Source organism: Achromobacter sp. GW823-FHT04E03, from assembly GCF_058796095.1.
On record NZ_JBXAIJ010000002.1, the window covers coordinates 1,375,739 to 1,402,350 of the forward strand.

At 67.2% G+C, this 26,612-nt stretch carries 28 protein-coding genes; 17 read left to right on the forward strand and 11 right to left on the reverse strand.

What is annotated here, in order from left to right:
* Positions 1–12: 12 nt before the first annotated feature.
* From phnE (AC1RHV_RS17610) to AC1RHV_RS17635, 6 genes are all read right to left on the reverse strand, one after another.
* Entirely contained in the window at positions 13–837 is an 825-nt protein-coding gene (gene phnE, locus AC1RHV_RS17610) for a phosphonate ABC transporter, permease protein PhnE (RefSeq protein WP_119449618.1), read from the reverse strand.
* Entirely contained in the window at positions 834–1,718 is an 885-nt protein-coding gene (gene phnE, locus AC1RHV_RS17615; protein ID WP_054451934.1) for a phosphonate ABC transporter, permease protein PhnE, read from the reverse strand. The genes phnE (AC1RHV_RS17610) and phnE (AC1RHV_RS17615) overlap by 4 nt, the downstream gene beginning before the upstream one ends.
* Positions 1,715–2,485, reverse strand: coding sequence for a phosphonate ABC transporter ATP-binding protein (phnC, locus tag AC1RHV_RS17620; RefSeq protein ID WP_054451933.1), 771 nt, complete (start codon positions 2,483–2,485; stop codon positions 1,715–1,717). The genes phnE (AC1RHV_RS17615) and phnC overlap by 4 nt, the downstream gene beginning before the upstream one ends.
* 6 nt (positions 2,486–2,491) lie before the next feature.
* Positions 2,492–3,490, reverse strand: a complete 999-nt coding sequence (gene phnD, locus AC1RHV_RS17625) for a phosphate/phosphite/phosphonate ABC transporter substrate-binding protein (protein ID WP_054451932.1) — start codon at positions 3,488–3,490, stop codon at positions 2,492–2,494.
* 165 nt (positions 3,491–3,655) lie between these two features.
* Positions 3,656–4,474, reverse strand: coding sequence for an IclR family transcriptional regulator (locus AC1RHV_RS17630; protein WP_054451931.1), 819 nt, complete (start codon positions 4,472–4,474; stop codon positions 3,656–3,658).
* Between the two features lie 12 nt (positions 4,475–4,486).
* Entirely contained in the window at positions 4,487–5,302 is an 816-nt protein-coding gene (locus AC1RHV_RS17635) for an HAD-IIB family hydrolase (RefSeq protein WP_192352763.1), read from the reverse strand.
* Positions 5,303–5,453: 151 nt separating this feature from the next.
* Between AC1RHV_RS17635 and ribBA the strand changes: the two genes are divergently transcribed.
* From ribBA to AC1RHV_RS17665, 6 genes are all read left to right on the forward strand, one after another.
* Positions 5,454–6,629 carry a bifunctional 3,4-dihydroxy-2-butanone-4-phosphate synthase/GTP cyclohydrolase II gene (gene ribBA, locus AC1RHV_RS17640; RefSeq protein ID WP_054451929.1) on the forward strand — a complete coding sequence of 392 codons (1,176 nt, stop codon included), beginning with the start codon at positions 5,454–5,456 and terminating at the stop codon, positions 6,627–6,629.
* A 10-nt stretch (positions 6,630–6,639) separates the two neighbouring features.
* On the forward strand, positions 6,640–7,170 hold the full coding sequence (gene ribH / locus AC1RHV_RS17645; protein WP_006391339.1) for a 6,7-dimethyl-8-ribityllumazine synthase: 531 nt from the start codon (positions 6,640–6,642) through the stop codon (positions 7,168–7,170).
* Positions 7,139–7,633, forward strand: coding sequence for a transcription antitermination factor NusB (gene nusB, locus AC1RHV_RS17650; protein WP_492301500.1), 495 nt, complete (start codon positions 7,139–7,141; stop codon positions 7,631–7,633). Before ribH ends, nusB begins: the two co-directional genes overlap by 32 nt.
* A gap of 229 nt (positions 7,634–7,862) precedes the next feature.
* Complete coding sequence (gene thiL / locus AC1RHV_RS17655; protein WP_119451993.1) at positions 7,863–8,828, forward strand: thiamine-phosphate kinase; 966 nt, start codon at positions 7,863–7,865, stop codon at positions 8,826–8,828.
* Positions 8,829–8,884: 56 nt separating this feature from the next.
* Positions 8,885–9,391 (forward strand): phosphatidylglycerophosphatase A family protein, encoded by a 507-nt coding sequence (locus AC1RHV_RS17660; RefSeq protein ID WP_054452311.1) that lies wholly within the window; start codon positions 8,885–8,887, stop codon positions 9,389–9,391.
* Entirely contained in the window at positions 9,388–9,954 is a 567-nt protein-coding gene (locus tag AC1RHV_RS17665; RefSeq protein ID WP_175212592.1) for a CinA family protein, read from the forward strand. The genes AC1RHV_RS17660 and AC1RHV_RS17665 overlap by 4 nt, the downstream gene beginning before the upstream one ends.
* 45 nt (positions 9,955–9,999) lie before the next feature.
* Here the strand turns inward: AC1RHV_RS17665 and pyrF are convergent, their stop codons facing one another.
* The 3 genes from pyrF to AC1RHV_RS17680 are packed head-to-tail and all read right to left on the reverse strand — an operon-like array spanning position 10,000 to position 12,592.
* On the reverse strand, positions 10,000–10,818 hold the full coding sequence (pyrF, locus tag AC1RHV_RS17670) for an orotidine-5'-phosphate decarboxylase (RefSeq protein WP_054451925.1): 819 nt from the start codon (positions 10,816–10,818) through the stop codon (positions 10,000–10,002).
* 6 nt (positions 10,819–10,824) lie between these two features.
* Positions 10,825–12,144: an NAD(P)/FAD-dependent oxidoreductase gene (locus AC1RHV_RS17675; RefSeq protein WP_492301503.1), complete on the reverse strand. Its 1,320-nt coding sequence runs from the start codon at positions 12,142–12,144 to the stop codon at positions 10,825–10,827.
* 49 nt (positions 12,145–12,193) lie between these two features.
* On the reverse strand, positions 12,194–12,592 hold the full coding sequence (locus AC1RHV_RS17680; protein WP_054451923.1) for a diacylglycerol kinase: 399 nt from the start codon (positions 12,590–12,592) through the stop codon (positions 12,194–12,196).
* Between the two features lie 182 nt (positions 12,593–12,774).
* Between AC1RHV_RS17680 and AC1RHV_RS17685 the strand changes: the two genes are divergently transcribed.
* From AC1RHV_RS17685 to AC1RHV_RS17735, 11 genes are all read left to right on the forward strand, one after another.
* Positions 12,775–13,512, forward strand: a complete 738-nt coding sequence (locus AC1RHV_RS17685; protein WP_175160383.1) for a FadR/GntR family transcriptional regulator — start codon at positions 12,775–12,777, stop codon at positions 13,510–13,512.
* A 13-nt stretch (positions 13,513–13,525) separates the two neighbouring features.
* Positions 13,526–14,596 carry an L-idonate 5-dehydrogenase gene (locus AC1RHV_RS17690; RefSeq protein WP_342357251.1) on the forward strand — a complete coding sequence of 357 codons (1,071 nt, stop codon included), beginning with the start codon at positions 13,526–13,528 and terminating at the stop codon, positions 14,594–14,596.
* 62 nt (positions 14,597–14,658) lie between these two features.
* Positions 14,659–15,633: a sialic acid TRAP transporter substrate-binding protein SiaP gene (locus AC1RHV_RS17695; RefSeq protein ID WP_054451920.1), complete on the forward strand. Its 975-nt coding sequence runs from the start codon at positions 14,659–14,661 to the stop codon at positions 15,631–15,633.
* A 63-nt stretch (positions 15,634–15,696) separates the two neighbouring features.
* Positions 15,697–16,323, forward strand: a complete 627-nt coding sequence (locus AC1RHV_RS17700) for a TRAP transporter small permease (protein ID WP_125472475.1) — start codon at positions 15,697–15,699, stop codon at positions 16,321–16,323.
* Between the two features lie 44 nt (positions 16,324–16,367).
* Positions 16,368–17,774 (forward strand): TRAP transporter large permease, encoded by a 1,407-nt coding sequence (locus tag AC1RHV_RS17705; protein WP_175160381.1) that lies wholly within the window; start codon positions 16,368–16,370, stop codon positions 17,772–17,774.
* A 13-nt stretch (positions 17,775–17,787) separates the two neighbouring features.
* Entirely contained in the window at positions 17,788–18,534 is a 747-nt protein-coding gene (locus AC1RHV_RS17710) for an SDR family oxidoreductase (protein WP_175160379.1), read from the forward strand.
* A gap of 31 nt (positions 18,535–18,565) precedes the next feature.
* Positions 18,566–19,432 carry a fumarylacetoacetate hydrolase family protein gene (locus AC1RHV_RS17715; RefSeq protein ID WP_125472472.1) on the forward strand — a complete coding sequence of 289 codons (867 nt, stop codon included), beginning with the start codon at positions 18,566–18,568 and terminating at the stop codon, positions 19,430–19,432.
* Positions 19,433–19,458: 26 nt separating this feature from the next.
* Positions 19,459–20,994, forward strand: coding sequence for a UxaA family hydrolase (locus AC1RHV_RS17720; protein WP_119451998.1), 1,536 nt, complete (start codon positions 19,459–19,461; stop codon positions 20,992–20,994).
* A 46-nt stretch (positions 20,995–21,040) separates the two neighbouring features.
* Complete coding sequence (gene manD / locus AC1RHV_RS17725; protein ID WP_054451915.1) at positions 21,041–22,252, forward strand: D-mannonate dehydratase ManD; 1,212 nt, start codon at positions 21,041–21,043, stop codon at positions 22,250–22,252.
* A 3-nt stretch (positions 22,253–22,255) separates the two neighbouring features.
* Entirely contained in the window at positions 22,256–23,818 is a 1,563-nt protein-coding gene (locus AC1RHV_RS17730; RefSeq protein ID WP_492301508.1) for a mannitol dehydrogenase family protein, read from the forward strand.
* 40 nt (positions 23,819–23,858) lie between these two features.
* On the forward strand, positions 23,859–24,923 hold the full coding sequence (locus tag AC1RHV_RS17735) for an Ldh family oxidoreductase (protein ID WP_492301510.1): 1,065 nt from the start codon (positions 23,859–23,861) through the stop codon (positions 24,921–24,923).
* A 28-nt stretch (positions 24,924–24,951) separates the two neighbouring features.
* Here the strand turns inward: AC1RHV_RS17735 and AC1RHV_RS17740 are convergent, their stop codons facing one another.
* Both AC1RHV_RS17740 and AC1RHV_RS17745 read right to left on the reverse strand, forming a co-directional pair.
* Positions 24,952–25,953 carry an amidohydrolase family protein gene (locus AC1RHV_RS17740; protein WP_125472468.1) on the reverse strand — a complete coding sequence of 334 codons (1,002 nt, stop codon included), beginning with the start codon at positions 25,951–25,953 and terminating at the stop codon, positions 24,952–24,954.
* Positions 25,954–26,021: 68 nt separating this feature from the next.
* Entirely contained in the window at positions 26,022–26,573 is a 552-nt protein-coding gene (locus tag AC1RHV_RS17745) for a 3-hydroxyanthranilate 3,4-dioxygenase (protein WP_119452003.1), read from the reverse strand.
* Positions 26,574–26,612 lie beyond the last annotated feature (39 nt).

A 26,612-nucleotide genomic window follows, 5' to 3' on the forward strand; every position in this document is an offset into this window, starting at 1 on the left:
TCCGCGGACGCGTCAGAGGATGCGTTTGCGGACCTGGGTGATGATGATTTCGGCCACGACCACCACCGCGAAGATGGCAGCCAGCACCAGGGCCACGCGGTCCCACTGGAACAGGTTCAGCGCCGTGTCCAGTGCCATGCCGATGCCGCCCGCGCCCACCAGGCCAAGTACCGCCGATTCGCGCACGTTGATGTCCCAGCGCAGCAGCACGATGGACCAGAAGGCGGGGCGGATCTGCGGCCAGTAGGCGTACCAGATCACGGATGCCTTGCTGGCGCCGGTGGCGGTGACGGCCTCGATCGGGCCGCGCTGCGCTTCCTCGATGGCTTCGCCCACCAGCTTGCCGACGAAGCCGATGGAGCGGAACGCAATGGCCAGCGTGCCGGCCAGCGCGCCGGGCCCGAAGATGGCGATGAACAGCAGCGCCCACACCAGCGAATTGACCGAACGGCTGGACACCAGGATCAGCCTGGCCAGCATGTTGACGGTCTTGCTGGGCGTGAGGTTGTTGGCCGCCAGCAGGCCCACCGGCACCGCCATCACCACGGACAGGATGGTGCCCAGCGTGGCGATGTGCAGCGTTTCGATCAGCGCGCCGTGCACGCCTTCCGGGTAGTAGGCCCAGTCTATCGGCCACATGCGCTGGAACAGATCGGCCATCTGCTCGGGCGCGTCGTACAGGAACTCCGGAATGATCTCGACGCCGCGGATCGCCTGCACGATGGCCGCGACCACCAGCAGGTAGAGCGCGAAGCGCAGCAGGCGCTGGCCCATGCTGTAGCGTTGCCAGACGCGCGGCGAACCCGGTGGATTGAAGGTGGATGCGTGGGCGTTCATTCGTCCACCTCCGCACGGCGCTTGACCGGAGTTGCGCCGCTGCCGATGCCGCGCGCTCCCGCGAAGCGGCCTTGCAGGATGCGTTCGAATCCCAGGTTGTCCAGGAACACGGCGCGCACGAAGCCGGCCAGGATTTCACCCAGCATGATGATGGCGATCAGGGTCAGCAGGATGGCGCTGACGAAATCGTAGTCAAAGCGCTGGAACGCCGAGAACAGCGTGCCGCCCACGCCGCCCGCGCCCACGATCCCCACCATGGTGGAGTTGCGCAGGTTGGAGTCGAACTGGTAGGTGGCAAAGCCGATGAAGCGGGCGAATACCTGCGGCAGCACGCCGAAGATGATGACGTTGGCGAACGAGGCGCCCGTGGCGCGCACGGCTTCCACCTGCTTTAACGAAATCTCTTCGATGGCCTCGGTGAACAGCTTGCCGATGAAGCCGACCGAGGCGACCGTCAGCGCCAGGATGCCGGCCAGCGCGCCAAAGCCCACGGCCTTGACGAACAGGATGGCGACGATGACGGGATGCAGCGCGCGGCACAGGGCCACGATGGCGCGGGCGGGCCACGATACCCAGGTGGGCATCATGTTGCGCGCGCCCAGCAAACCGATGGGCAGCGCGATGATGATGCCAAGCACCGAGGCCAGCACCGCGATCTCCAGGCTTTCCGCGATGCCCTTCCACAAGGTGGCGGGCTTTTCGAAGTTGGGCGGAAACATGCGCGCCAGGAACGTGGACGCGTGCCCCATGCCGGTTTCGAAACGCGCCCAGCTGAAGTCCAGCTGCGCGCCGGCATACAGCGTGTAGGCCAGCAGCAGCAGCACGCCGGCCTTGGCGCGCCCGGACATGGCGAAGGGGCGGGCGCCCTTGGGTGGGATCATTCCAGCCAAGACTCGCCTCCGTAGATGGTCTTGAGCATGGCGGCGTCCAGCCCCTGGCCGTCGCCGTCATAGACCACGTGGCCGCCGGACATGCCGACGATGCGGGTGGCGTAGCGGCGGGCGAGTTCGACGTCGTGGATGTTGACAATGACGGGAATGCCCGTGGCGCTGCCCTGTTCGGACAGCAGTTCCATGATCTCGACGGAGGTCTTGGGGTCGAGCGAGGACGTGGGCTCGTCGGCCAGCAGCAGCTGCGGGCGCTGCATCAGCGCGCGGGCAATGCCTACGCGCTGGCGCTGGCCGCCCGACAGCGCATCGGCGCGCTGGTCGGCGAAACCCGCCAGGCCCACGGTGTCCAGCAGCTTGTAGGCGTGCTGGATGTCCTCGGGCTCGAAGCGGCGCATCCAGGCCTTCACGGCGGAGGTGTAGCCCAACCGTCCGGTCAGGAGGTTTTCCATGACCGTCAGGCGTTCGACCAGGTTGTATTCCTGGAACACCATGCCGATGCGGCGGCGTGCGCGGCGCAGCGACGCGCCGCGCACGCGGGCCAGGTCCACGGACCCGTCCTTCGACTGCAGCACGATCTCGCCCTTGGTGGGTTCGATCAGCCGGTTGATGCAACGCAGTAGCGTGCTTTTACCGGTGCCCGAGGGGCCGATGATGGCTGTAAGCCCCTGTCCCGCGATCTGCAGGTCGATGCCGTTGAGTACCGGCCGGCCGGCCCGGTATTCCTTCACCAGGCCGGAAATGCGTAGCGACGTCGTCATACGGAATTACTTCTTGCTCTTGGCGGATTCGCGGTCGTAGGCAGCGCGGTTGAAACTTTCGCCGCCGGATTCGGCGACCTGGCGCACGATGGCCCAGTCCTTCTCGTAGGTCACCGGGTAGAAGCGGTCGGCGCCGTCGAAGGCCTTGGACATTTCCGCGGGGAAGCGGTAGTCGTAGAAGCACTTGAGCATCTGGTCGCGGAACTTGGGCTCCAGGTCATGCGCGTAGGCGAACGACGAGGTCGGGAATTTCTCGCTCTTGTAGATCACGCGGAAGTCGGCTTCCTTGACCTGGCCGCGCTCGACCATGCGCTTGAACACGTCCGAGGCCACGGCAGCGGCGTCGTAGTCGCCGGAGTTCACGCCCATGACGGACTGGTCGTGCTTGCCGGAGAAGATGACCTTGTAGTCCTTGTCGGGAGTCAGGCCTTCCTTGGGGAACAGCGCGACCGGCGCCATGTGGCCCGAGTTCGACGAGGGGGCAGTGTGCGCGAGCTTCTTGCCCTTCAGGTCGGTCAGCTTCTGGTAGGGGCTGTCCTTCTTGACGATGACGATCAGGTTGTAGCCCTGGAAGCCGTCGGCATAGCCCTTGACCGCGAACGGCACGGCGCCCGCGATGTTCACGGCGAAGGCAGTGGGGCCGGTCGAGAAGCCGCCCACGTGCAGGCGGCCCGAGCGCATGGCCTCGATTTCCGCGGCATTGCTCTGCACCTGATAGAACACCACGCGCTTGCCCGTGCATTCGGACAGGTGCTTGGTGAAGGGCTTGAAGATGTCTTCGTAGACCGCCGGGTCTTCCACCGGGGTGTAGGTGAATACCAGGGTGGACGGGGTCTTCAGCTTGGCCGGATCGGTGGGCGTGTCGGCCACCAGGTCCTTGTTGGCGTCGCAGTACATCTGGTCCAGGTCGCCGCGGTTGGTGCAGGCGTCGGCGGCTTGCGCGGCGGACGTGCCCAGGGCGAAGGCGGCCAGCGTGGCCGCTTGAAGCAGGCGCAGAGCTTGCATCTTGTGTCTCCTCTTTCTTTGTTTGTGTGACGTGTCACTTAATTCAACCTGAATTCAAACATGGAAGAGGAGGGGACGCACTCGGGAAAGTCCCTGTGTTTCTTTTCGGCTTTTGTTCGCTTTGTTCGATTTATGTTCGTTTTTGCGCGAAATTCGCCGTTTGGCTCAGCTCCGGTAACCGAGCTTGCGCGAGATTTCCTGCGCGCAGGCCAGCAGCGGCCGGGCGATGGCGCCGTCCCAGGCCACATCGAACAGTCCCGTGGGGCCCAGGCTGGTCAGGGCCAGGGCGATATTGCCGGTGTTGTCGAAGACCGGCACCGACAGCGCGTCCACGCCTGGCAGCGGGTTGCCCAGGGCGCGCGCCATGCCGTGCACGCGGATGTCGGCCAGTTGCGCCTCGATGTTGGCGCGGGACGCCTTGCGCGGCGGTGGCATGCTGGCGATGACGGCCGTGTCGCCTTCCTCGCGCGCGATGTAGTGCTCGCTGACCTTGGGCGGCAGCCAGGCCGCGAACACCAGGCCGGTGGCCGTGTGCAGCATGGACATCACCGTGCCCTTGCGCATGTTCACGTGGACCGGGTAGCTGGCTTCGGTCATGTGGATCATGGTGGGGCCGTGCGAACCGAGCACGGCAATGCCCAGCGTGTGGCCGATTTCCGATTGCAGCTTGGCGATTTCCGGCATGGCGACGCGCACGGGGTCCAGGCGCTGCAGGCTGACCAGGCCCATCTGCAGAGCGAAGGGGCCCAGTTCGTACTGGCCGGTGATGGCGTCCTGCTGCACCAGGCCGACGCGGATGAAGCTGACCAGGTAGGGGTGCGCCTTGGCCGAGGTCATGCCGGCGCCCGCGGCCAGGTCGCGCAGGGTCAGGGGCTTGCCGGCGTCGACCAGGGCGGCCAGCAGGGGCACGCCCACCTCGATCGACTGGATGCTGCGGCGGCCGTCGTTGGCGGCCGGAGAGGAAGCGGAAGGGGATGTCGCCACGGTATGCGGACCTCAGGCCGGCTGTGCTTGGGTGGACCGCGCGGCCAGCAGCCGGTCGGCCATTTCCACGAAGCCCGCGCCGCCATGGTAGGCGGCGACGAAGGCGGGACGGTGCGTCAGGCGATGCAGCTGGGCCTGGATGTTGGCCACGCCGACCGAAATCGGGAAGTAGGCGAACATGGGTTCGTCGTTGGGCGAGTCGCCGATGAACAGGGTGCTGTCCAGGGCGCCGGCCACGTCCGCGCCGAACTCGCGCTGGAACATGGTGCGCGTCATGGTGAGTTTGTCGTAGTCGCCGAACCAGCCGTTGACGTGGATGGAGCTGACCTTGGCCTGGGCGCCGGCTTCCTCGAAGATCTGGACAATCCGGGTGATCGCTGTATCGGGCAGGGCGGGCACGTCCTCGCAGAAATCGATGGCCAGGTCGGCCACGCGGTAGTCCTGGTCGCTGGCCACGGCGGCGCCGGGCACTTCGGCCAGGACGCGGTCGCGGATGGCGTCCAGCTTCCGGCGGCTGGCCTGGCGCGAGGCGGCGTCGGTCCAGTAGTGGGTGGTCATGCGGCGGGCCTGGCGGTCATAGGCGTAATAGAAGGCGCCGTTTTCGCCGACCACGGCGCGCACCGGCCACATGCGGGCGATGTGGTCGCACCAGCCGGCGGGACGGCCGGTAATGGGCACGACCTGGATGCCGGCCTGTTCCAGGCGCTCCAGCGCCGCATAGGCGTCCGCCGGCAGGCGGCCCTCGGTGGTCAGCGTGTCGTCGATGTCGGTCAGCACGACGCGGACGGCCGCCGCGACGGTCAAAGGCATGGCCGCAAGGGCTTGCATGTGGGGTTTCCTTGGCTCGGTTTTTTAGGGGTGGTCTCCGGGCGAAAGTTTACCGGACACCCCCGGCCGGCGGGGCTGGCAGGGCCGGATAGGGGTTCCGCCTCCAGGGGCGGTAAAATCCGGGCTTTCCCGCCTGGTTTACGTGCCCGCCATGTCCGTCCAGTTGTCCCCTTTGCCCGGCTCCGAGCCGGAATCCTTCGGCATCGCCTCTGTTGCCGAAATCATCGCCGAGCTGCGCGCCGGCCGCATCGTCATCCTGGTTGACGAAGAAGACCGTGAAAACGAGGGCGACCTGGTCATGGCCGCCGAATTCGTCACGCCCGAAGCCATCAACTTCATGGTGACGCACGGCCGCGGCCTGGTGTGCCTGACCTTGACCGAAGAGCGCTGCCGCCAACTGGACCTGCCCCTGATGGCGGCCCGCAACGGCACGCGCTACGGCACCAACTTCACCCAGTCGATCGAGGCCGCCGAAGGCGTCGAGACCGGCATTTCGGCCGCCGACCGCGCCCGCACCATCCAGGTGGCGGTGGCGCGCGACGCCAAGCCCGCGGACCTGGTCCAGCCCGGCCACATCTTCCCGGTGCGCGCCGTGCCCGGTGGCGTGCTGGTCCGTGCCGGCCACACCGAGGCGGGCTGCGACCTGACCGCCATGGCCGGCCTGACGCCCGCCGCCGTGATCTGTGAAATCCTCAAGCCGGACGGCACCATGGCCCGCCTGCCGGACCTGGTGCAGTTCGCCCGCGAACACGGCCTGAAGATCGGCACCATCGCCGACCTGATCCAGTACCGTAGCGAACACGAATCCATCGTCAAGCGCGTGGGCAAGCGCACCATGCAGACCGCCTGGGGCGAATTCGAGGCCGTGGCCTATGAAGACGCCGCCACCGGCTCCGCCCATTTGGCGCTGGTGCATGGTAACGTGACTCCCGACGCCGAGACGCTGGTGCGCGTGCACGAGCCGGCCTCCGTGCTGGACGTGCTGGACACCGGCGCCAGCCCGCACAGCTGGGGCGTGGCGCAGGCCTTGCAGGCCATCGCGGCCTCGCCCGCCGGCGTGCTGGTGCTGATGAACTGCCAGTCGTCCACGGAACACCTGTTTGGCCAGATCGCCGGTTGGAACGACTCCAAGGCCCAGGCCAACCCCGGCAACGCCGACCGCTACGGCCTGCGTACCTACGGGATTGGCGCCCAGATTCTGCGTGACCTGAACGTGGGCCAGATGAAGCTGCTGGCCCGGCCGCGCAAGATGCCCAGCATGGCGGGCTTCTCGCTCACCATTACGGGTTACGATTGCGACCCTCCGAATACTCCCGCAACACACTGAAGGCCGACCTATGAACCCTTACATCCTTACCCCCGACCTGAACGGCGAAGGGCTGCACATCGGCATCGTACGCGCCCGCTTCAATGAAGAAATCGGCCAGGCCGAACTCGAAGCGTGCCTGAAGGAACTGGCCGAACTGGGCGTGGACGAGCGCGACGTGATGGTCGCCACCGTTCCTGGCGCCCTGGAACTGGGCGTGGCCTTGTCCCATATGGCCGAAACGTTTGAATTCGACGCCCTGATCGCGCTGGGCGCGGTCATCCGCGGCGAGACCTATCACTTTGAAGTGGTCAGCAATGAAATGGCCACTGCAATCACCCGTATTTCCCTGGAAACCGGCATCCCCGTCGCCAACGGCGTGCTGACCGTCGACACCGACGAGCAGGCGCAGGCGCGCGCGGCCGGCAAGGGCCGCGATTGCGCCCAGGTGGCCGTTGAAATGGCCAACCTGGTGGCGGCCCTGGAACCCGAGGAAGAAGACGAAGACGACGAAGACGAGGACGAAGATTTTGACGACGAAGAAGACGACGACCAGCGCTGATAGCGCGGCGCAGGCCCGCGCCAACGCGCGCAGCGCGCGCCGCCGCGCACGCGAATTCGCCCTGCAGGGCGTGTACGCGTGGCTGCTGCGCGGCGGCGAAGGCACGCAGGACGCCGGCGAGATCGACGCCCATCTGCGCGACACCGAGGATTTTTCCGAGGCCGACGCGCAGTGGTTCAAGACCTTGCTGCATGGCGTGCTGCGCGAAGCGCCCTCGCTGCGTGAGCGTTTCACGCCCTACGTCGACCGTCCGCTGGCCGAACTGTCGCCTGTCGAGCATGGCATCCTGCTGATCGGCAGCTTCGAACTGATTCATCACGTCGAAGTGCCGTACAAGGTCGCCATCAATGAAGCCGTCGAACTGGCCAAGTCGTTCGGCGGCACCGACGGCTTCAAGTTCGTCAACGGCGTGCTCGACAAGCTGGCGGCCGACGTCCGCGCCCACGAAGTCAACAAGAGGTAGCTTCCTCTCCCCCCCCCGAAGCGCTGCGCGCTTCCCCCCCAGGGGGGCGCCGCTGCGGACCGGCAGAGCCGGATCCGCGCGGCCCGGATTTGGGGGGCACCTGTTTCTTGCCGCGTGAGGAGTGGGTTGGGGTTTCTTCCTGGTTGTGCGGGGCGCCGCATGATTTGTGGGGGCGGCAAGCCCCCGTAGGTTTCAATGCCGGCCTGCCGTGCCGGACTGCGGAGTTGCCTTGGCGTCCGAATTTGATCTGATCGCGCGCTATTTCACCCGCGCGGCCCCTGCCGGCCTGCTGGGCGTGGGCGATGATTGCGCCCTGTTCCCGGTCCCGCCCGGCGAACAGGTGGCCACCAGCACGGACCTGCTGCTGGAAGGCCGCCATTTCTTTCCCGATGTGGATCCGCAAGCGCTGGGGCATAAGGCCCTGGCGGTGAACCTTTCCGACCTTGCTGCAATGGGCGCACGCCCCATCGGCTGCGTGCTGGGCCTGGCCTTGCCGCGGCTGGACGAGCCCTGGCTTGCGGCTTTTGCCGCAGGCTTCCATGCGCTGGCTGCGGCTCACGGTTGCCCGCTGATCGGCGGCGATACGACGCGCAGCGCGCATGACCTTGCCATCAGCGTCACTGTGTTCGGCGCCGTGCCGGCCGGGCAGGCCTTGCGCCGCGATGGCGCCCGGGCTGGCGACGACATCTGGGTGTCCGGCGAGCTGGGGGCGGCCGACGTGGCCTACCGCCTGCTGGACGGGCAATACCCCTCTGACGCGGCGCTGCTGGCGGCGACGCGCGGCGCGCTGGAATGGCCGGAGCCTCAGGTCGCGCTGGGCCTGGCCTTGCGCGGCATCGCCCATGCCGCCATCGACATTTCCGACGGACTGCTGCAGGACCTGGGTCATATCCTGGCTGCCAGCAGCGTGGGCGCCATGCTGCATTACGCCGCGATGCCTGTGTCGCCCGCCCTGGCTGGCTTGCAAGAAGCGCCGCTGCGCCGCGCGGTGCTGGGCGGCGGCGACGTCTACCAGCTATGCTTCACCGCGCCCGCCTCCCGGCGCGAGGCCGTGCTTGCGGCGGCGGCTGCGGCCGGCGCGCGCGTGACCCGCGTGGGGCAGATCCAGGCGCAGCCGGGCCTGTCCGTGCTGGACGGCCAGGGCCAGCCTCTCGCCGAGCTGCCGGCCGGTTTCGATCACTTTCCCGCGGCCTGATCCGCCGCGTCCCAACCCGCATACCCATGCCGTCGACCGACAACCGTCCCACCTCCATGCGCGACCGAGCCCGGACCGCATACCCGCCGCTGTCCTGGGTCTGCCGCGATCCGGGCCGGCTCATCGCCTTTGGCTTTGGCAGCGGCCTGATCCGGCCGGCCTCCGGTACCTGGGGCACGCTGCTGGCCTGGGCGATCTGGGTCGCCGCCGCGCCCGCAGCCTCGGATTGGGCGATCGGCGCATTCCTGGCGCTGGCTTTTTTGTATGGCTGCTGGGCCTGCCATCGCGTCGGGCGTGAACTCCAGCAGTCGGATCATGTCGGAATGGTCTGGGACGAGATGGTGGCGTTCTGGCTGGTGCTCTGGCTGACGCCCGCGGGCTGGTTGCCGCAGGCGCTGGCGTTCGTGCTGTTCCGCACGTTCGACATCGTCAAGCCGCCTCCCATCAAGTTCTTTGACGCCCATATCAAAGGCGGTTTCGGCGTGATGTGGGACGATATCGTGGCGGCTGGATACGCCCTGCTGGTCATGGCGCTGGTCGTGCGCACAGGAGTCTTGGGATGAGCGGACAACAAGAAGGCACCCGGCCCAATCTGTCGGCCGAACAACTGGCGCAAGCCACTTCGCTGGCGCTGGTTGAACGGCTGGGCGAAACGCTGCGGCGCAAGGGCTGGATGCTGGGCACGGCCGAATCCTGCACCGGAGGCCTCCTGGCCGGCGCGATGACGGCGGTGGCCGGTTCCAGCGACTGGTTCGAGCGCGGCTTCGTGACCTACAGCAACGAGGCCAAGGTTGCTGAACTGGACGTATCGCCCGACGCCTTGCACCACTTCGGCGCCGTCAGCGAACCGGTGGCGCTGGAGATGGCCAACGGCGTGCTGCTGGCGTCTCCCGCCGCGCATGTGGCGGTGTCCACGACCGGCATCGCCGGGCCGGGCGGCGCGACGCCGGGCAAGCCGGTGGGCATGGTGTGCTTCGGCTTTGCGCAGCGTTCGGGCGAAGGCATCAGCAGTCGCGCCGTCACGCACGTGTTCCCCGGCGACCGTGCGCAGGTGCGCCAGGCGGCGGTGGACTACGCGCTGCGCGGGTTGCTGGAATTGTTGGGCGCGCCGGTCAACCGGCGCTGAGAAACGGATTGCGCGGCAGGGGGCTGCCGGCCCCCATGCCCCGGATCAGCGCACAGCGTTGATCGCGTCGCGCAGGCCCTTGGCCGCCGTGCCGGCGGCCTCGCGCCAGTCGTCGCCGCCGCTGGCGTAGATGATGGCGCGGGACGAGTTGATCATCATGCCGCTGCGGGCCGCGTTGGCGCCGGCGTTCACGGTGGCGGTGATGTCGCCGCCCTGGGCGCCGATACCTGGCACCAGCAGGGGCACCGCGTCGCCGATGCGTGCGCGCACCGCGGCCAGCTCATTCGGGAAGGTCGCGCCCACCACCAGGCCGCACTGGCCATTGGCGTTCCACTTGTCGGCGACCAGGCCCGCGACGTGCAGGTACAGCGGCTCGCCATTGTCCATCTTCAGGAATTGCAGGTCCGAACCGCCGGGGTTGGAGGTGCGGCACAGCACGATCACGCCGCGGTCGCGCCACGCCAGATAGGGCTCGACCGAGTCCAGGCCCATGTAGGGGCTGACCGTCAGCGCGTGCGCCTGGTAGCGTTCGTAGGCTTCGCGGGCGTAGTTCTCGGCGGTGGAGCCGATGTCGCCGCGCTTGGCGTCCAGCACGATGGGCAGGTCAGGGTGTTTTTCGCGGATGTGCTGGCACAGCGCTTCCAGCTGGTCTTCGGCGCGATGGGCGGCGAAGTAGGCGATCTGCGGCTTGAAGCTGCAGGCATAGGGCGCGGTGGCGTCCACGATGTCGCGGCAGAACTGGAAGATGGCGTCGGGCTTGTCCTGCAGTTCGCGGGGGAAGCGCTGCGGGTCGGGATCCAGCCCGACTTGCAGGAGCGAGTTGCTGGTGGTCCAGGCGTGTTCGAGTTTTTGCAGGAAATTCATGGGAGTTCAGTGCAGTTTGACCCGCGGGCGCGTGCGCCGCATGAGCAGGCGGGCCAGGGCAAGGGAGGCGGTACGCGAGATGCCGAGCACCGCTTTGTGGTGCATCAGGTGCAGGCTCATGTACATCAGGCGTGCCAGTGTACCGCTTACGAACAGTCCCCGTCCGGCCAGCTTGCCCATCAGGCTGCCGACGCCGGCGTCCTGGCCCAGCGACACCAGCGAGCCGTGGTCCTCGTAGACATAGGGCGTGGTGGGCTCGGGCGTATGGCGCAGGCGCGGGGTGAGTTTCTTGGCCAGATAGTCGGCCTGCTGGTGCGCGGCTTGCGCGCGGGCCGGCACGCTGCGGCCGTCGCGCCACGGCGCGGCGCAGCAGTCGCCCAGCGCCAGGATGTGCGGATCGGCGGTTTCCAGCCGTTCGTTCACCTCCACCTGGCCCACCCTGTTCAGCGGCAGGTCCAGGCCGGCCAGCAGGGCCGGGCCCTGGATGCCTGCCGCCCACATGCAGAGCTGGGCCGGGAACTCGCGGCCGTCGGCCGTCTTGACGCTGTCGGCGGTGACTTCCGAGACCCGGCAGGACGCTTCCACCCGGATGCCCAGTTCCGTCAGGCGGTTGGTGGCCGCGACCGAGATCTTCTCGGGCAGGGCCGACAGGATGCGCGGGGCGCCTTCCACCAGGGTGATGGCCAGATCGCGTTCGGCGCGGAAATTCGGCAGGCCGTAGGCGCTGACCACGTGGCTGGCCTCGACCAGCTCCACGGCCAGCTCGACGCCGGTGGCCCCGCCGCCCACGATCACCAGATCCAGGCGGGCCGAGGGATTGCGCACCTTGGCCTGATCCACCAGGGCCATGGCCTTGAGCATGGTCAGGCGGAACTGCTCCGCGTTTTCGGTGGAATCCAGCGTGACCGCATGTTCGGCCGCGCCGGGTGTATTGAAGAAGTTGGACGTGCTGCCCAGAGCCAGGACCAGCGTGTCGTAGGCGAGCTCGCGGCGTGGCAGGACTTCCTGGCCTTGCGCGTCGTTCACCGCGTCCACGGTGATGCGGCGCTGCTCGCGGTCGATGTGTTCCAGGCGGCCCTGCGCGAACGAAAACCCGTTCATGTGGGCCAGCATCAGGTAGGACAGGCCTTCCTGGTGGATGTCCAGTGTGCCGGCGGCCGCTTCGTGCAGCGAGGGCTTCCAGATATGGAAGGGGCGGCTGTCGACCAGCGTGATGTGCTGCCGGCCATGCACGCGGCCCAGCTTGGCCGCCAATTCCAGGCCGCCGGCGCCGCCGCCGACGATGACAATGCGCTCAGAGGAGTCGGGCGTCGATCTAGGCATCATGGCTTCCAGTATAAATAGCGGCGCATCTCCCGGGAGATGACTAGCGGTGTCAATGCATGACGAAACGGCTGATGGCCACGCCTACCCAGACTGTCCCGGCGAAGATCAGCAGCAGCATCACGGCGGCGCTGCCCAGGTCCTTGGCCCGCCCCAGGAGCGGGTGCGATTCGACGGAAAGCGCGTCGGCCAGCGCCTCGATGGCGGAATTCAGCAGCTCCGCCGCCAGCACCATGATGACCGTGCCCACCAGGAAAAACACTTCAACCGTCGTGCGGCCAAGGAAGAATGCGGCCGGGATCATCAGGACGGCCAGCGCCAGCTCCTGGCGGAAAGCCGCCTCGTACTTGATCGCGGCCTGCAGACCCTGCAGGGAGTAGCGCAGCGCATTCAGGATGCGGCGCAGGCCCCCGGTGCTTTTGTAGGGCGAATGATGCGGATTCTGTGACATGGGTGCGGAAAATGGGCTGGGTGTGGCGGCTTTTTAACAGATATGCATTGCCCGCGAAGCCATCGCACGCATCTTTGGGCAAACCCTAATTGTGACGTATCCCGCACCGGCGCAAGATTTGGTCAATTGGTAAGGCCACTTTACCTTTTGGCCTGACTTATCCACCGGTACACCCGCAGTCCATGCCCATCCAGACCATCGAACCCCGCCGCCTGTATCGCCAGATCGCCGACCAGCTGCGCCTGCTGATCGAGTCGGGCGAATTTCCGGTTGGGGCGCGCCTGCCGCCCGAGCGCGATCTCGCGCTCAAGCTGGGCGTGTCGCGTCCGTCCGTGCGCGAGGCGCTGATCGCGCTGGAGGTCGAAGGCTGGGTGGAAGTCCGCATGGGTTCGGGCGTGTATGTGCAAAGCCTGGCCGGCGGACCGCGCGCCAGCTTGACGGCAGAGAGCCCTCTGGAAACCATACGGGCCCGCCAGGTGATCGAGGGCGAGCTGGCCGCGCAGGCCGCGTTGCGCAATACGCCCGCGCTGGTGGATGGGCTGGCCGAAGCCGTCGGTACCATGGAAGACGAGGCGCTGGCCGGCAACGTGCCGATCCGCGGAGACCGCCTGTTCCATCTGCGCGTGGCCGAGATGGCGAACAACGCCGTGCTGGTGCGCGTGGTGAGCGAACTGTTCGACGAGCGCCACAATCCGCTGTCTGTGAAGCTGGGCGACTACTTCGAGAATCCGTCCAGCTGGGCTGCCGCCATCGCTGAACACCGCAAGGTGATCGACGCCATCCGCGCTGGCGACGACCGCGGCGCGCGCGCCGCCATGCACCACCATCTGGCCTGCTCGCACGACCGTCTTACCGCAAGCTGGCCCGGCGCGGACGCGTCCGGTCAGCTCTTGGATAGCCGGGAGCAGACGGAATCATGAGCATCGCACGCAGATGCCCGATGTTCGGAACGCCAAGGAGCAAGTCGCCATGACGCTGGCCTGCCGCATCCACGGGGCGCGCGACTTGCGCCTGGAACCGGACGAAGTCGCGCCGCTGGCGCCGCACGAGGTGGAGCTGAGGCTGGGCGCCGCGGGCATCTGCGGATCCGACCTGCACTATTTCCTGCATGGCCGCGTGGGGGCCTTCGTCATCCGCGAACCCCTCATCCCCGGTCATGAGGCGTCGGGCGTCGTGCTGCGCACGGGCGATGCCGTGCGGTCGGTGGCGCCGGGCATGAAGGTCGCCATCAATCCTTCCCATCCTTGCGGCGGCTGCGATTACTGCCGCGCCGGCCGCGACAATCTTTGCCGCAACATGCGCTTTCTCGGCAGCGCCAGCATCTATCCGCACGTGCAAGGCATGTTCCGCGAGCGCTTCGTCATGGGCGAACGCCAACTCACGCCGGTGCCGGAAGCAGACGTTACGCTGGGCGAGATCGCCTGTGCCGAGCCGCTGTCCATCGGCCTGCATGGCGTCAACCGGGCGGGTCCCATGATGGGCAAGCGCGTGCTGGTGACGGGCGGCGGCACCATAGGTTGCATGACCGTGCTCGCCGCCAGGCTGGCGGGCGCGGCCCACGTGACCGTGGCGGACGTGGCCGACCGGCCGCTGGACATGGCGCGCCAGGTCGGCGCCGACCTGGCCGTGCGCAGCGACCAGCTCGCGCCCGCCGATCTGACCGATATCGCCGACATCAGCATCGAGGCCGCCGGCAGCCCGGCGGCGCTGGCGACCTGCCTGACGGCGACGCGGCGCGGCGGCCGCATCGTGCAAGTGGGAACGTTGCCCGCCGAGGGCATTGCGTTTCCGGCCAACAACATCATGGCGCGGGAGCTCGACTACGTCGGCGCGTTCCGCGCGGGCGTGGAGTTCGATTGGGCCGTGTCCTACCTGCGTACGCGCAAGGTGGACGTGCGGCCCCTGATGAGCGCGCAGTTGCCGTTGTCGCAGGCGTTCGAGGCCTTCGAGCTGGCGGCGGATCGCAGTCGCAGTACCAAGGTGCAACTTGTAGTTGAAGCGTGACCCCGCTGGCGGCTCACCATGGGCCGCCACGCCGGGCATTCAAAAAACAACGAGGAGACGACATGAACCTAGGCAACGCCGTCAAGGCGCTGGTTGCCGCCCTGGCGCTCGCCGCCAGCGGCAGCGTAGTGGCGCAAACCAAGCTCAAGTGGGCCCACGTGTACGAAACATCCGAACCCTTCCATACCGCCTCCGTCTGGGCGGCGCAGGAAATCGGCAAGCGCACCAACGGCCGTTACCAGATCGACGTATACCCGGCCTCGCAGCTGGGCAAGGAAAACGACATCAACCAGGGCCTGACCCTCGGTACGGTGGACATGATCATCTCCGGCTCCAGCTTCGCGGCCAAGAGCTTTCCCCGTATCGGCGTCACCTACTACCCCTACATCTTTCGCAATCCCGAGCACCTGATCGCCTACACGAAGAGCGATATCTACAAGGAACTCACGCGCGGCTACGACGAGAAAAGCGGCAACCACATCGTCGCCACCACCTACTACGGCACGCGCCAGACCACGTCCAACCGACCATTCACCAAGTGTTCCGAAATGAAGGGCCTGAAGATCCGCGTGCCTGACGTGGCCGCCTATCTGGCCATGCCGCGCGCCTGCGGGGCCAACACCGCGCCGATCGCCTTCGCCGAGGTCTACCTGGCTTTGCAGAACGGCACCGTTGAGGCGCAGGAGAACCCGCTCACCACCATCGAGGCCAAGAAGTTCTACGAAGTGCAGAAGAACATCATCCTCACCGGCCATATCGTCGATCACCTGAACACGGTGATCTCGGGCAAGCTGTGGAAGAGCCTGTCCGACGAGGACAAGAAGATCTTTGCCGAAGTGGCGCAGCAGGCGGCCGAGAAGGCTTCCGCCGAGGTCGCCGAAAGCGAGAAGAAGATGGTCGAGGTGTTTCGCAAGCGCGGCCTGAACGTGGCGGAGGTGAACGTCCAGGACTTCCGCGACACCGTGCTGGAGAAAGTGCCGTTCAAGCAGTACGGCTACGAAAAATCGGATTGGGAACGGATTCAGGCCGTGAAGTAAGCGCGCCCGGGGCCGCCCCGCGGCCCCGCATCGACCCGTCCGACTCCGCACAAGGGGAACGCCATGCATTCCGATGCCAAGGCCGCCGTGATGGCGGCCGCCAGCAACAACCCTGTCCATCCCGCGGGGCACCAGCCGCCCGCCACGGCGCAGGAGATCGTCCAGAGTTTCGAGGAAGCCGATCATCACGAGGTCAGCCTGGCGGGCTACCAGCCCGAGGACTGGATCTGCCTGGGTATTTTCTGGACCATGGCGCTGCTGGTCTTCCTGCAGTTCTTTTCGCGCTATGTGCTTAACGACTCCTACGCCTGGACCGAGGAACTGGCCGTCTATTGCCTGATCGGCGTGGTGTTCATCGGCTCGGCCATGTGCGTGCGCGCCTGCCGCCACATCCAGGTGGATTTCCTGTACCGCTACCTGCCGCGCCCCGTCGGTCGCACGCTGGCCACCGTCATCGACCTGCTGCGCACGGCGTTCTTCGGTTATGCGGTGTGGCTCACCTACCGCTACATCGCGCTGGTGGGCGACGAGCCCATGACCACGCTGTTCTGGAACAAGGCCTATGTCTACTGGATGGCGCTGGCGGGATTCGTCCTGATGTTCCTGCGCTCGGTGCAGGTGTCGATCTGCAATTGGCGCCAGGGCTACTCCATCCTGGAAAACCCCGCGGCCTACGAGTCGCAGGACTAGCCGGGGCGGCCCCGGAATCCGACAACGACAACCGGAAGCGAGACATGGGCATACTGATCGGAACCTTTCTGCTGTTGATGATCTTCGGCCTGCCGGTGGCGGTGGCCATGGCAGGCGCATCGCTGCTGTTCGTGCTGATTTCTGGCAGCGTGCCCGACGTGGTGGTGGCGCAGCGCATGATCGCGGGGGTGGAGTCCTTCCCCCTGCTGGCCGTGCCGTTCTTCATCCTGGCCGGCAACCTGATGAACATCGCGGGCATCACCGGCCGCATCTATAACTTCGCCGTTGCGCTGGTGGGCTGGATGCGCGGCGGACTGGGGCAGGTGAACATCATCGGTTCGGTGGTGTTCGCCGGCATGTCGGGTACGGCCATTGCCGACGCCGCGGGCCTGGGCACCATCGAAATCAAGGCCATGAAGGACCACGGCTACGAAACCGAGTTCGCGGTGGGGGTGACGGCCGCCTCGGCCACGCTGGGTCCCATCATTCCGCCGTCGCTGCCCTTCGTCATCTACGGCATGATGGCCAACGTGTCGATCGGCTCGCTGTTCCTGGCCGGCCTGATTCCCGGCGCGGTCCTGACCGTGCTGATGATGCTGACCGTGGCCTATTACGCGCGCCGCAACAACTGGGGCGGCGACGTGTCCTTCGACTGGAAGCGCCTGGGCGCCGCCGGGCTGGAAGTCGGCATCGTGCTGGCGTTCCCGCTGGCGATCTGGCTCATGACCGAGGCCGGCATGTCGGCGAACCTGGCCGCAGGCATCGCCTTTGCCGTGTTGCTGGCGCTGGACTGGCGCTACAACTTTTCGGCGGTGATGGCGCTGATGGCGCCCGTCATCCTGATCGGCGGCATGACGCTGGGCTGGTTCACGCCCACGGAGGCCGCGGTGGCCGCGGTGATATGGGCTTTGTTCCTGGGACTGGTGCGCTATCGCTCCATGACCTTGCGGACCTTGGCCAAGGCGACTTTCGACACCATCGAGACCACGGCGTCGGTGCTGTTCATCGTCACCGCAGCCTCGGTGTTCGCCTGGTTGCTGACCACCACCCAGGCGGCCCAGGCGCTGACCGACGGCATACTCAGCGTGACCCAGAACAAATGGGTGTTCCTGCTGATGGCCAACGTCCTGATCCTGATCGTGGGCTGCTTCATCGACACTATCGCCGCCATCACCATCCTGGTGCCTATCCTGCTGCCCATCGTGCTCAAGCTCGGCATCGATCCGATCCATTTCGGCCTGATCATGACGCTGAACCTGATGATCGGCCTGCTGCATCCGCCCATGGGCATGGTGCTGTTCGTGCTGGCGCGCGTGTCCAAGCTGTCGGTGGAACGGACCACGGTCGCGATCCTGCCATGGCTGGTGCCCCTGTTCGTGGCGCTGATCGCCATTACCTATATCCCCCAGATCACGCTCTGGCTGCCCACCGCCATGGGCATGGCCAAGTAAAAAGGAAGACGTCATGACTGGAAGGCTGCAAGGCAAGACCGCCGTCGTCACCGCCGCGGGGCAAGGCATAGGCCGCGCCGTGGCCGAGGCCTATGCCCGCGAAGGCGCCGACGTGCTGGCGCTGGACATCAACGGCGGGGCGCTGGAGACGCTGGCGGGATGCCGGCGCCGCGTGCTGGACGTGACCGACGCCGCCGCCATCGGCGCGCTGGTCGCCGAGGCGGGGCCGGTGGACGTATTGTTCAACGGCGCCGGCTTCGTGCATGCCGGAACCATCCTGGACTGCGATGAAAAAGCCTGGGACTTCTCGTTCGAACTGAACGTGAAGTCCATGTACCGCATGATCCGCGCCTGCCTGCCCGGCATGCTGGCGCGGGGCGGGGGCTCCATCGTCAACATGGCCTCGGTGGCGTCCAGCATCAAGGGCGCGCCCAACCGCTGCGTCTACGGCGCCACCAAGGCAGCGGTGATCGGGCTGACCAAGTCCGTGGCCGCGGATTACGTCGGGCAGGGCATACGCTGCAACGCCATCTGCCCGGGCACGGTGGAATCGCCTTCGCTGCGCCAGCGCATCGAAGCGCAGGCCAGCGCCGGCGGGCAGACGCTGGCCGTGGTGGAGGCCGCCTTCGTCGCCCGCCAGCCCATGGGCCGCATCGGCAGCGCCGAGGAAATCGCCCTGCTGGCGGTGTACCTTGCCAGCGACGAGTCCGCCTTTACCACCGGCACCGCCCAGGTCATCGACGGCGGCTGGTCCAACTGAACATTCACCACATACAAATGAGGAACATGCGATGAAACTGTTGCGCTATGGTGCGAAAGGCGCGGAGAAGCCCGGAATGCTGGACGCCCGCGGGCAGGTGCGGGACCTGTCGGCGGTCCTGCCGGACATAGGCGCCGCCATGCTCACGCGCGCCGGCCTTGCGCCGCTGCGCGCGCTGGACCCGGCCAGCCTGCCGCTGGTGGATCGCCCGGGCCGCCTGGCTCCGCCCTGGAGCGGCATGGGCAAGTTCATCTGCATCGGTCTGAACTACGCCGACCACGCAGCGGAGTCGGGCCTGCCGGTGCCGGCCGAGCCTGTGGTCTTCATGAAGCCAACCTCGGCCGTGGTCGGCTGCAACGATCCTGTGGTGCTGCCGCAGGACTCCGTCAAGACCGACTGGGAAGTCGAGCTGGGCGTGGTGATCGGCGAGCGGGCCCGCTACGTCAGCGAGGCGGACGCCATGAAGCACGTGGCCGGTTATTGCGTGGTCAACGACGTGTCCGAGCGTGAATACCAGATCGAGCGCGGCGGTACCTGGGACAAGGGCAAGGGCTGCGATACCTTCGGCCCGGTCGGCCCGTGGCTGGTCACCGCCGACGAGATCGCCGACCCGCAGGCGCTGGACATGTGGCTGGACGTCAATGGCAAGCGCTATCAGAACGGCAGCACCCGCACCATGGTGTTCGGCGTGGCGCAACTGGTGTCCTACGTCAGCCGCTTCATGACCCTGTACCCGGGAGACCTGATCAGCACCGGCACGCCGCCGGGCGTGGGCATGGGCCAGAAGCCGGCGCCCGTGTACCTGAAGGCCGGCGACGAGATGCGGCTGGGCATTGCCGGCCTGGGCGAACAGCAGCAGCGCGTCCACGCCTGGGATCCTGCGCTGATCGACGGTTAGCGGCGCGAGAACGCCAGGAGGCATTCATGTCTGAAACCGATACCGCCGTCATACGCATCCACCCGGCGGACAATGTGGTGATCGCCAGGCGCCAGCTGGCCGGCGGCACGCGCCTGGCTGGCGAAGACGTCGTCGTGCGCGGCCTGGTGCCGCCAGGGCACAAGGTGGCAACGCGCGCCATCGCCGCGGGCGAGCCGGTGCGCCGCTACAACCAGATCATCGGTGTCGCGCGCTGCGACATCGCGCCCGGCGCGCATGTCCACACGCACAACCTGGAGTTCTCCGACTTCGAGCGCGATTACGCCGTGGGCGTCGACGCGCGCGCCACCGATTACGTCGACGCGCCCGCGCAGTTCGACGGCATCGTGCGCGCCGACGGCCGCGTCGCCACGCGCAACTACATCGGCATTCTCACCAGCGTGAACTGTTCGGCCACCGCCGCGCGCGCGATCGCCGACCATTTCCGTCGCGATATCCATCCGGACGCGCTGGCGGCCTATCCCAACGTGGACGGAGTGGTGGCGCTGACGCATGGCGCCGGCTGCGCCACGGGCAGCGAGGGCGAACCGCTGCGCCTCTTGCGCCGCACGCTGGGCGGCTACGCCCGCCATCCCAATTTCGCGGGCCTGCTGGTGCTGGGCCTGGGCTGCGAAACCAACCAGATCGGCGGCCTGATGGAGCAAGAGGGGCTGCGCGAGAGCGGCTTGCTGCATACCTTCAACATCCAGGAGACCGGCGGCACGCGCAAGACCGTGGAGCATGGCATTGAACTGGTGCGCGCCATGCTGGCGCAGGCCGACCGCGTCCAGCGCCAGCCAGTGCCTGCAAGCATGTTGACCGTGGGCCTGCAATGCGGCGGGTCCGACGGCTATTCGGGCATCAGCGCCAATCCGGCGCTGGGCGCCGCCGTGGACCTGCTGGTACGCCATGGCGGCAGCGCCATCCTGTCGGAGACGCCGGAGATCTATGGCGGCGAGCACCTGCTGACCCGGCGCGCCGCCACGCCCGAAGTCGCGGCCAAGCTGCTGGCCCGGCTGCGCTGGTGGGAGGACTACTGCGCCCGCAACGATGCGGAAATGGACAACAACCCCTCGGCCGGCAACAAGGCGGGCGGGCTGACCACCATCCTGGAGAAATCCCTGGGCGCCATCGCCAAGAGCGGCACGACCCGCCTGGCCGACGTGTACGAATACGCCGAAACGGTGAGGGCGCGCGGGTTGGTGTTCATGGATACGCCGGGCTACGACCCGGTGTCCGCCACCGGCCAGGTCGCGGGCGGCGCCAACCTGATCTGCTTCACCACCGGCCGCGGCTCGGCCTACGGCTGTGCGCCCGCGCCGTCCTTGAAGCTGTCGACCAACACGGCGCTGTGGCAACGGCAGTCCGACGACATCGACATCAATTGCGGCGAAGTGGTTGACGGCGCGCAAAGCGTGGCCGGCATGGGCGAGCGCATATTCCGTCTGATGCTGGAAACAGCCTCGGGCCGGCGCACGCGCAGCGAGGAACATGGCTACGGCCAGAACGAGTTCGTGCCTTGGCAGTTGGGCGCGGTGATGTAGGCGCCCGGCGTCGGCCAGGGGTTTCCAGCATTCCACAGGACCATCCATGAAGATTACCCAAGCGCGCGTCATCGTCTGCAGCCCCGGCCGCAATTTCGTTACCTTGAAGATCGAAACCGATGAAGGCCTGTACGGCATCGGCGATGCCACGCTCAATGGCCGTGAGCTGGCCGTGGCGGCCTACCTGACCGAGCACGTGATTCCCTGCCTCATCGGCCGCGATCCGCAGCAGATCGAGGATATCTGGCAGTACCTGTACCGCGGCGCATATTGGCGGCGCGGTCCGGTCACCATGTCTGCGATCGCCGCCGTGGACACGGCCTTGTGGGACATCAAGGCCAAGGCCGCAGGCATGCCGCTGTACCAGTTGCTGGGCGGCAAGAGTCGTTCGGGCGTCATGGTCTACGGTCACGCCAATGGCCGCGACATCGACGAAACCGTGGACGAGGTGCTGCGCTACCGCGAGATGGGCTATCTGGCCATCCGCGCGCAAAGCGGGGTGCCGGGCCTGAACTCGGTCTATGGCGTGGGGCGCGGCCGCATGTTCTACGAACCCGCCGACGGGTCGTTGCCCTCCGAGCATGACTGGTCCACGGAAAAGTATCTGGACCACGCGCCGCGCCTGTTCCAGCGGGTGCGCGACGCAGTGGGCTGGGACACCCATCTGCTGCACGATGTGCATCACCGGCTCACGCCCATCGAGGCCGGCCGCCTGGGCAAGTCGCTGGAGCCCTACCGCCTGTTCTGGATGGAGGACGCCACGCCCGCGGAAAACCAGGAAGCCTTCCGGCTGATCCGCCAGCACACGGTCACGCCGATCGCGGTGGGCGAAGTCTTCAACACCATCTGGGACTGCAAGGACCTGATCGAAAACCAGCTGATCGACTACATCCGCGCCACGGTGGTGCATGCGGGCGGCATAACGCATCTGCGCCGCATTGCCGATCTGGCCGCGCTCTATCAGGTCCGGACCGGCTGCCACGGCGCCACCGACCTGTCGCCAGCCTGCATGGGAGCCGCTCTGCATTTCGACCTGTGGGTGCCGAATTTCGGCATCCAGGAGTACATGCGGCACACGGACGAAACGGACGCAGTGTTTCCCCATGCTTACAGCTTCAATCAGGGCATGCTATACCCTGGCGACGCGCCGGGCCATGGTGTCGACATCGACGAAAAGCTCGCCGCCAGATATCCCTACCAACGCGCCTACCTGCCGGTCAACCGGCAGGCGCATGATGGCGCACTATGGCACTGGTAATCCATGCTCGAACGTTTGAATTCGGAGTCCCTGGCGCATCTGCCCGAGGACGTGGAATCTCCCGCCTATGACCGCAGCCGGGTCACGCCCGGCATTGTGCATCTGGGCATAGGCGCTTTCCACCGCGCCCACCAGGCGGTGGTGACGGACCTGGCCATGGCCGCCAGCGGGGACCTGAGTTGGGGCATCGTGGGCGTTTCGCTGCGCAGCCCCGCCACGCGCGACGCGCTGACGCCGCAAGACGGCCTGTACACCCTGGCGCTGCGCGACGCCGGCCCGGATGGGCAGTTGCGGGAACAGTTGCGGGTGGTCGGGTCGGTGTTGCGGGTCGTGGTGGCCGAGGAAGATCCCCAGGCGGTGCTGGAGCGCATCGCGTCCGCCCAGACGCGCATCGTCAGCCTGACCGTCACCGAGAAGGGCTACAGCCACGAACCGTCCACCGGCCACCTGCGCTGGGATGACCCGGACATCGTGCACGACCTTGCGCATCCGGTCAGGCCGCGCAGCACCATCGGCATCCTGGTGTACGGCCTGGCGCTGCGGCGCGAACGCAGCTTGCCCCCCGTCACGCTGCTGTCCTGCGACAACCTGCACGCCAACGGTGACACGCTGCGCAGCCTGGTGCTGGCCTTCGCCTTGCGGGTCGACGTGGGCCTGACCGCATGGATCGACAACAACTGCACTTTTCCGAATTCCATGGTGGACCGCATCGTGCCGGGCACGCAGGACGAAGACCGCGCGCGCGTGGCAGAGCGCCTGGGATTCGAGGACGCCTGGCCGGTGGTGGGTGAACCCTTCCTCAACTGGGTCATCGAGGACAAGTTCGCGGCCGGCAGGCCTGCCTGGGACGCGGCCGGCGCGAACTTCGTGCGCAACGCGGCGCCGTACGAACGCCTGAAGCTGCGCATGGTCAACGCGCCGCATTCCGCGTTCGCGTACCTGGGCTCGATGCTGGGTCTGCGCACCAATAGCGAAGCCGCCGCGACGCCGGCGCTGCGCCGCTATGTGGACGACATGATGCGGCTGGAGCTTGCGCCCACGCTGCGCGGCGTTCCGGGATCAGGGCTGGATGAGTATCGCCAGCGCTTCCTGGCGCGGGTGTCCAATCCGGCGCTGCCTCACCTCACCCGGCAGGTCGCGATGGATGGTTCGCAGAAGGTGCCGCAGCGCCTGCTGGCCGCCATCCGCGACCGCAAGCAACGGGGCGACGATTTCAGCCGGCTGGCCATGTCCGTAGCCGCCTGGCTGCATTACCTGCGCGGATACGACGAGCAGGGCAACACTTATGCCATCCAGGATCCGCTGGCCGGCGCGCTTGCCAAACTGCTGGCGCGCGCCGAGGTGGCCGCAACGGCTTCGGCTCCCTCCCAGGCAGCGCATCGGCGCGCCACGGTGATGGCGGGATTCCGGCCTGTTTTCGGCGACCTGGGCAGCAAGCCCGTATTTGTCGAGGCGCTGGCCCTGCAGCTGGAACGCCTGCGGACGCTCGGCGTGCTGGGCGCGCTGGAGGCGCTGGAGCAGGACGCGACCCTGCAAGGCTCGGCGCAGCCCGTGCCAGCCGCTTGACCGCTGGCGGCGCGCCGCCAGCATCCACAAGGAGCGCAGCATGGCAAGGCGGGAATGCGTGGACACGGCGCAGTGGCAGCAATGGGGCGAGGCGTGCTTGAGGCGTCTGGACTTCAACGAAGACGATGCCCGCTGCCTGGCAGCCAGCCTGGCGCAGACCAGTTTGTGGGGCATTGATTCCCATGGCATCGCGCGGCTGCCGCACTATCTGAACCGCGTCGTCCATGGTTCGATCCTGGCGCGGCCGCAAATCCGTATCGAGCAGAGCGGGCCGGCCACCGCGCAGGTGCATGGCGGCAGGGGGCATGGCATCGTGGTGGCGCACCGGGCCAACGAGACAGCCATGGCGCTGGCGCGCGAGGCGGGCGTGGGCGCCGTCGGCGTCAGCGACTCTTCGCATTGCGGAGCCATCGGCCTGTACACGCGCGCGGCCGCTCGGCAAGGGCTGATCGGCATGGCCTACACGCATTCCGATTCCATTGCCGCGCCGTTCGGCGGCCGGCAACCGTATTTCGGCACCAATCCCATTTCCTTCGCTTTCCCCAGACAGGATGGCGAGCCGCTGTGCCTGGACATGGCGACGACCTCAATTCCATGGAATCGCGTCATGAACGCGCGCCGCGACGGCACAGAACTGCCCGGAGGCGTGGCGCTGGACGCCGAGGGACGTAGCGTGACCGACGCGCGGCGTGTCCGCGCCTTGACGCCCTTGGGCGGCGACTACGGCCACAAGGGCTACGGCCTGGCGATGATGGTCGAACTCTTGTGCGGGCCGCTCAACGGCAATCCCCATGGACCGCACATCGGTCCCATGTACGAGCAGCTGGATCGTCCACGCGAACTCGGGGCGTTCTTCATCGTCATCGATCCCGCCCGGTTCGCGGGCGGCGCGACGTTGGCCGCCGTGGTGGCGGGCATGGCGGCCGAACTGGTGGCGCAGCCCGGTTCGCCATGCATGCCGGGCGATCCCGAACTGGCCTCGCAGGCGCAGCGCCAGGCCGCGGGGATTCCGGTGCCGCCGGCCTTGAAGGCCGAAATGGCCGAATGGAGCGCCAGGTTGGGGCTTGCGCTGCCGCCGTTCACACCGCTGGACGGCCAGGCCTGAGCGCAGCCGTCCCGCTACGCAGGAAGCGTCAGCGGACCAGGCCGAAGAACTCCATCGTGTTGCGGCTCAGAATCTTCTGCTGCACGTCCGGCAGCAGGCCAGCGTGGGTCACCAGCTTGCCCACTTCCTGTTCGCCCAGGGGATAGGGGTAGTCGGAACCCAGCAGCACCCGGTCTTCGCCCATTACGTCGATCAGCAGGCGCAGCGCGCGCGGGTCGAACACCGCGCTGTCGGTGTAGAAGCGGTCGGTGTACGAAGAGGGCAGCTGCGGACAGTCCTGGCGGATGATGTCGCGATGGCGCCAGGCATTGTCCACGCGGCCCAGCAGGAAGGCGAAGCTGCCGCCGCCGTGCGCGAAACAGAGCTTCAGGCTGCGCGGGATGCGCTCGAACGCGCCGGACAGGATCAGCGACAGGATGCCCAGCTGGGTTTCAGCGGGCATGGAGACCAGCCACGGCAACATCCATTTCTTCATGCGGCCGTCGGTCATCATGTCCCAGGGATGCACCAGCACCGGGATGTGATCGTTGGCGCAGTGGATCAGGAACTGCACCAGGGTCTCGTCGTCCAGGTCGCGCGGGCCGACGTGGTTGCCGATCTGCACGCCCAGGTGGCCGGCGGCGCGGGCGCGCGACGCTTCCTTGCAGGCCAGCTCCAGATCCTGCAGCGGCACCTGCGCCAGCGCCTTCAGGCGCGCTGGCGCATGGGCGCAGTGTTCCAGCGCCAGGTCGTTCATGCGCGCCGCCCAGTCGGCGGCGGCCCGGGCCGGATAGGAGTAGCCGAACATGATGGGCGTCGCGCAGAGGATCTGCAGGTCTACGCCGTTGCGGTCCATCTGTTCCAGGCGCAGGGCCGGGTCCCACAAGGTGGCGTCCACCGGGCGGAACGGGCGGTCACCCGCCATGATCTGGCCGCTCGAACCGTCGCCATCCAGCCGCAGCCAGGGCGCGTTGACGGGGTCCAGCGCCGCCGCTTCCTGCCGGGTGATCGGCGGGAAGAAGTGCGCGTGCATGTCGATTTTCTGGGTCATGTGCAAAGGAAAAGAAGTCGGTCGGGCGCGTGGCGGTGTGGAGCAAGATTGGGCAAAAGGAAACGCCCCTAGGCCGGGGCCGCCTGCGCGGAGGGCGCATGCCCCTTGCCCGGATGGATCTCGCCGCAGCTGGGACAGGTGCGTTTCTCGGTGCTGGAATAAAAGGCCTGGAACAGCGGCGGCAGGTCGGTCACGATGCTCTTGAGCTGTACCTCCACGCGGTGCACCAGGCTGCGGCATTGCGGGCAATACCATTCGAAGCCGTCCAGCAGGCCTTCAGGGCGCTGGCGTTCGATGACCAGGCAGGCGCTGTCGGTCTCGGGTCGTTGCGGCGAATGCCGCACGTGCGGCGGCAGAAGGAAAATATCGCCTTCCTTCAGATCCACGCGCTCGGGCTTGCCGTCCACCCACAGCGACAGCCAGGCGTTGCCGCGCAATTGGTAGAAGAACTCTTCCAGCGGGTCGTCGTGGTAGTCGGTGCGGTGGTTCGGGCCGCCGACCACGGTGACGATGAAGTCGGCGTCCTGCCAGATCTGCTGGTTGCCGACCGGTGGCTTGAGCAGGTGCGCGTGGTCGTCTATCCAGCGCTGGAAGTTCAACGGCGGGCCATAGGCAGGCATGCGGATCTCCGGAAGTCTGGGGGCGGACCGGGGCTGCCC

Coding starts and splice junctions, on each gene's coding strand:
- AC1RHV_RS17700 (WP_125472475.1), top strand. CDS start 15,697: ATGCATTCCGATGCCAAGGCCGCCGTGATGGCGGCCGCCAGCAACAAC.
- pyrF (WP_054451925.1), bottom strand. CDS start 10,818: ATGAATTTCCTGCAAAAACTCGAACACGCCTGGACCACCAGCAACTCG.
- ribH (WP_006391339.1), top strand. CDS start 6,640: ATGAACCCTTACATCCTTACCCCCGACCTGAACGGCGAAGGGCTGCAC.
- AC1RHV_RS17730 (WP_492301508.1), top strand. CDS start 22,256: ATGCTCGAACGTTTGAATTCGGAGTCCCTGGCGCATCTGCCCGAGGAC.
- AC1RHV_RS17680 (WP_054451923.1), bottom strand. CDS start 12,592: ATGTCACAGAATCCGCATCATTCGCCCTACAAAAGCACCGGGGGCCTG.
- phnD (WP_054451932.1), bottom strand. CDS start 3,490: ATGCAAGCTCTGCGCCTGCTTCAAGCGGCCACGCTGGCCGCCTTCGCC.
- ribBA (WP_054451929.1), top strand. CDS start 5,454: ATGTCCGTCCAGTTGTCCCCTTTGCCCGGCTCCGAGCCGGAATCCTTC.
- AC1RHV_RS17745 (WP_119452003.1), bottom strand. CDS start 26,573: ATGCCTGCCTATGGCCCGCCGTTGAACTTCCAGCGCTGGATAGACGAC.
- phnC (WP_054451933.1), bottom strand. CDS start 2,485: ATGACGACGTCGCTACGCATTTCCGGCCTGGTGAAGGAATACCGGGCC.
- AC1RHV_RS17675 (WP_492301503.1), bottom strand. CDS start 12,144: ATGATGCCTAGATCGACGCCCGACTCCTCTGAGCGCATTGTCATCGTC.
- AC1RHV_RS17710 (WP_175160379.1), top strand. CDS start 17,788: ATGACTGGAAGGCTGCAAGGCAAGACCGCCGTCGTCACCGCCGCGGGG.
- AC1RHV_RS17685 (WP_175160383.1), top strand. CDS start 12,775: ATGCCCATCCAGACCATCGAACCCCGCCGCCTGTATCGCCAGATCGCC.
- phnE (WP_054451934.1), bottom strand. CDS start 1,718: ATGATCCCACCCAAGGGCGCCCGCCCCTTCGCCATGTCCGGGCGCGCC.
- AC1RHV_RS17665 (WP_175212592.1), top strand. CDS start 9,388: ATGAGCGGACAACAAGAAGGCACCCGGCCCAATCTGTCGGCCGAACAA.
- AC1RHV_RS17660 (WP_054452311.1), top strand. CDS start 8,885: ATGCGCGACCGAGCCCGGACCGCATACCCGCCGCTGTCCTGGGTCTGC.
- AC1RHV_RS17695 (WP_054451920.1), top strand. CDS start 14,659: ATGAACCTAGGCAACGCCGTCAAGGCGCTGGTTGCCGCCCTGGCGCTC.
- AC1RHV_RS17740 (WP_125472468.1), bottom strand. CDS start 25,953: ATGACCCAGAAAATCGACATGCACGCGCACTTCTTCCCGCCGATCACC.
- phnE (WP_119449618.1), bottom strand. CDS start 837: ATGAACGCCCACGCATCCACCTTCAATCCACCGGGTTCGCCGCGCGTC.
- AC1RHV_RS17720 (WP_119451998.1), top strand. CDS start 19,459: ATGTCTGAAACCGATACCGCCGTCATACGCATCCACCCGGCGGACAAT.
- AC1RHV_RS17715 (WP_125472472.1), top strand. CDS start 18,566: ATGAAACTGTTGCGCTATGGTGCGAAAGGCGCGGAGAAGCCCGGAATG.
- AC1RHV_RS17635 (WP_192352763.1), bottom strand. CDS start 5,302: ATGCAAGCCCTTGCGGCCATGCCTTTGACCGTCGCGGCGGCCGTCCGC.
- AC1RHV_RS17705 (WP_175160381.1), top strand. CDS start 16,368: ATGGGCATACTGATCGGAACCTTTCTGCTGTTGATGATCTTCGGCCTG.
- manD (WP_054451915.1), top strand. CDS start 21,041: ATGAAGATTACCCAAGCGCGCGTCATCGTCTGCAGCCCCGGCCGCAAT.
- AC1RHV_RS17735 (WP_492301510.1), top strand. CDS start 23,859: ATGGCAAGGCGGGAATGCGTGGACACGGCGCAGTGGCAGCAATGGGGC.
- AC1RHV_RS17690 (WP_342357251.1), top strand. CDS start 13,526: ATGCCCGATGTTCGGAACGCCAAGGAGCAAGTCGCCATGACGCTGGCC.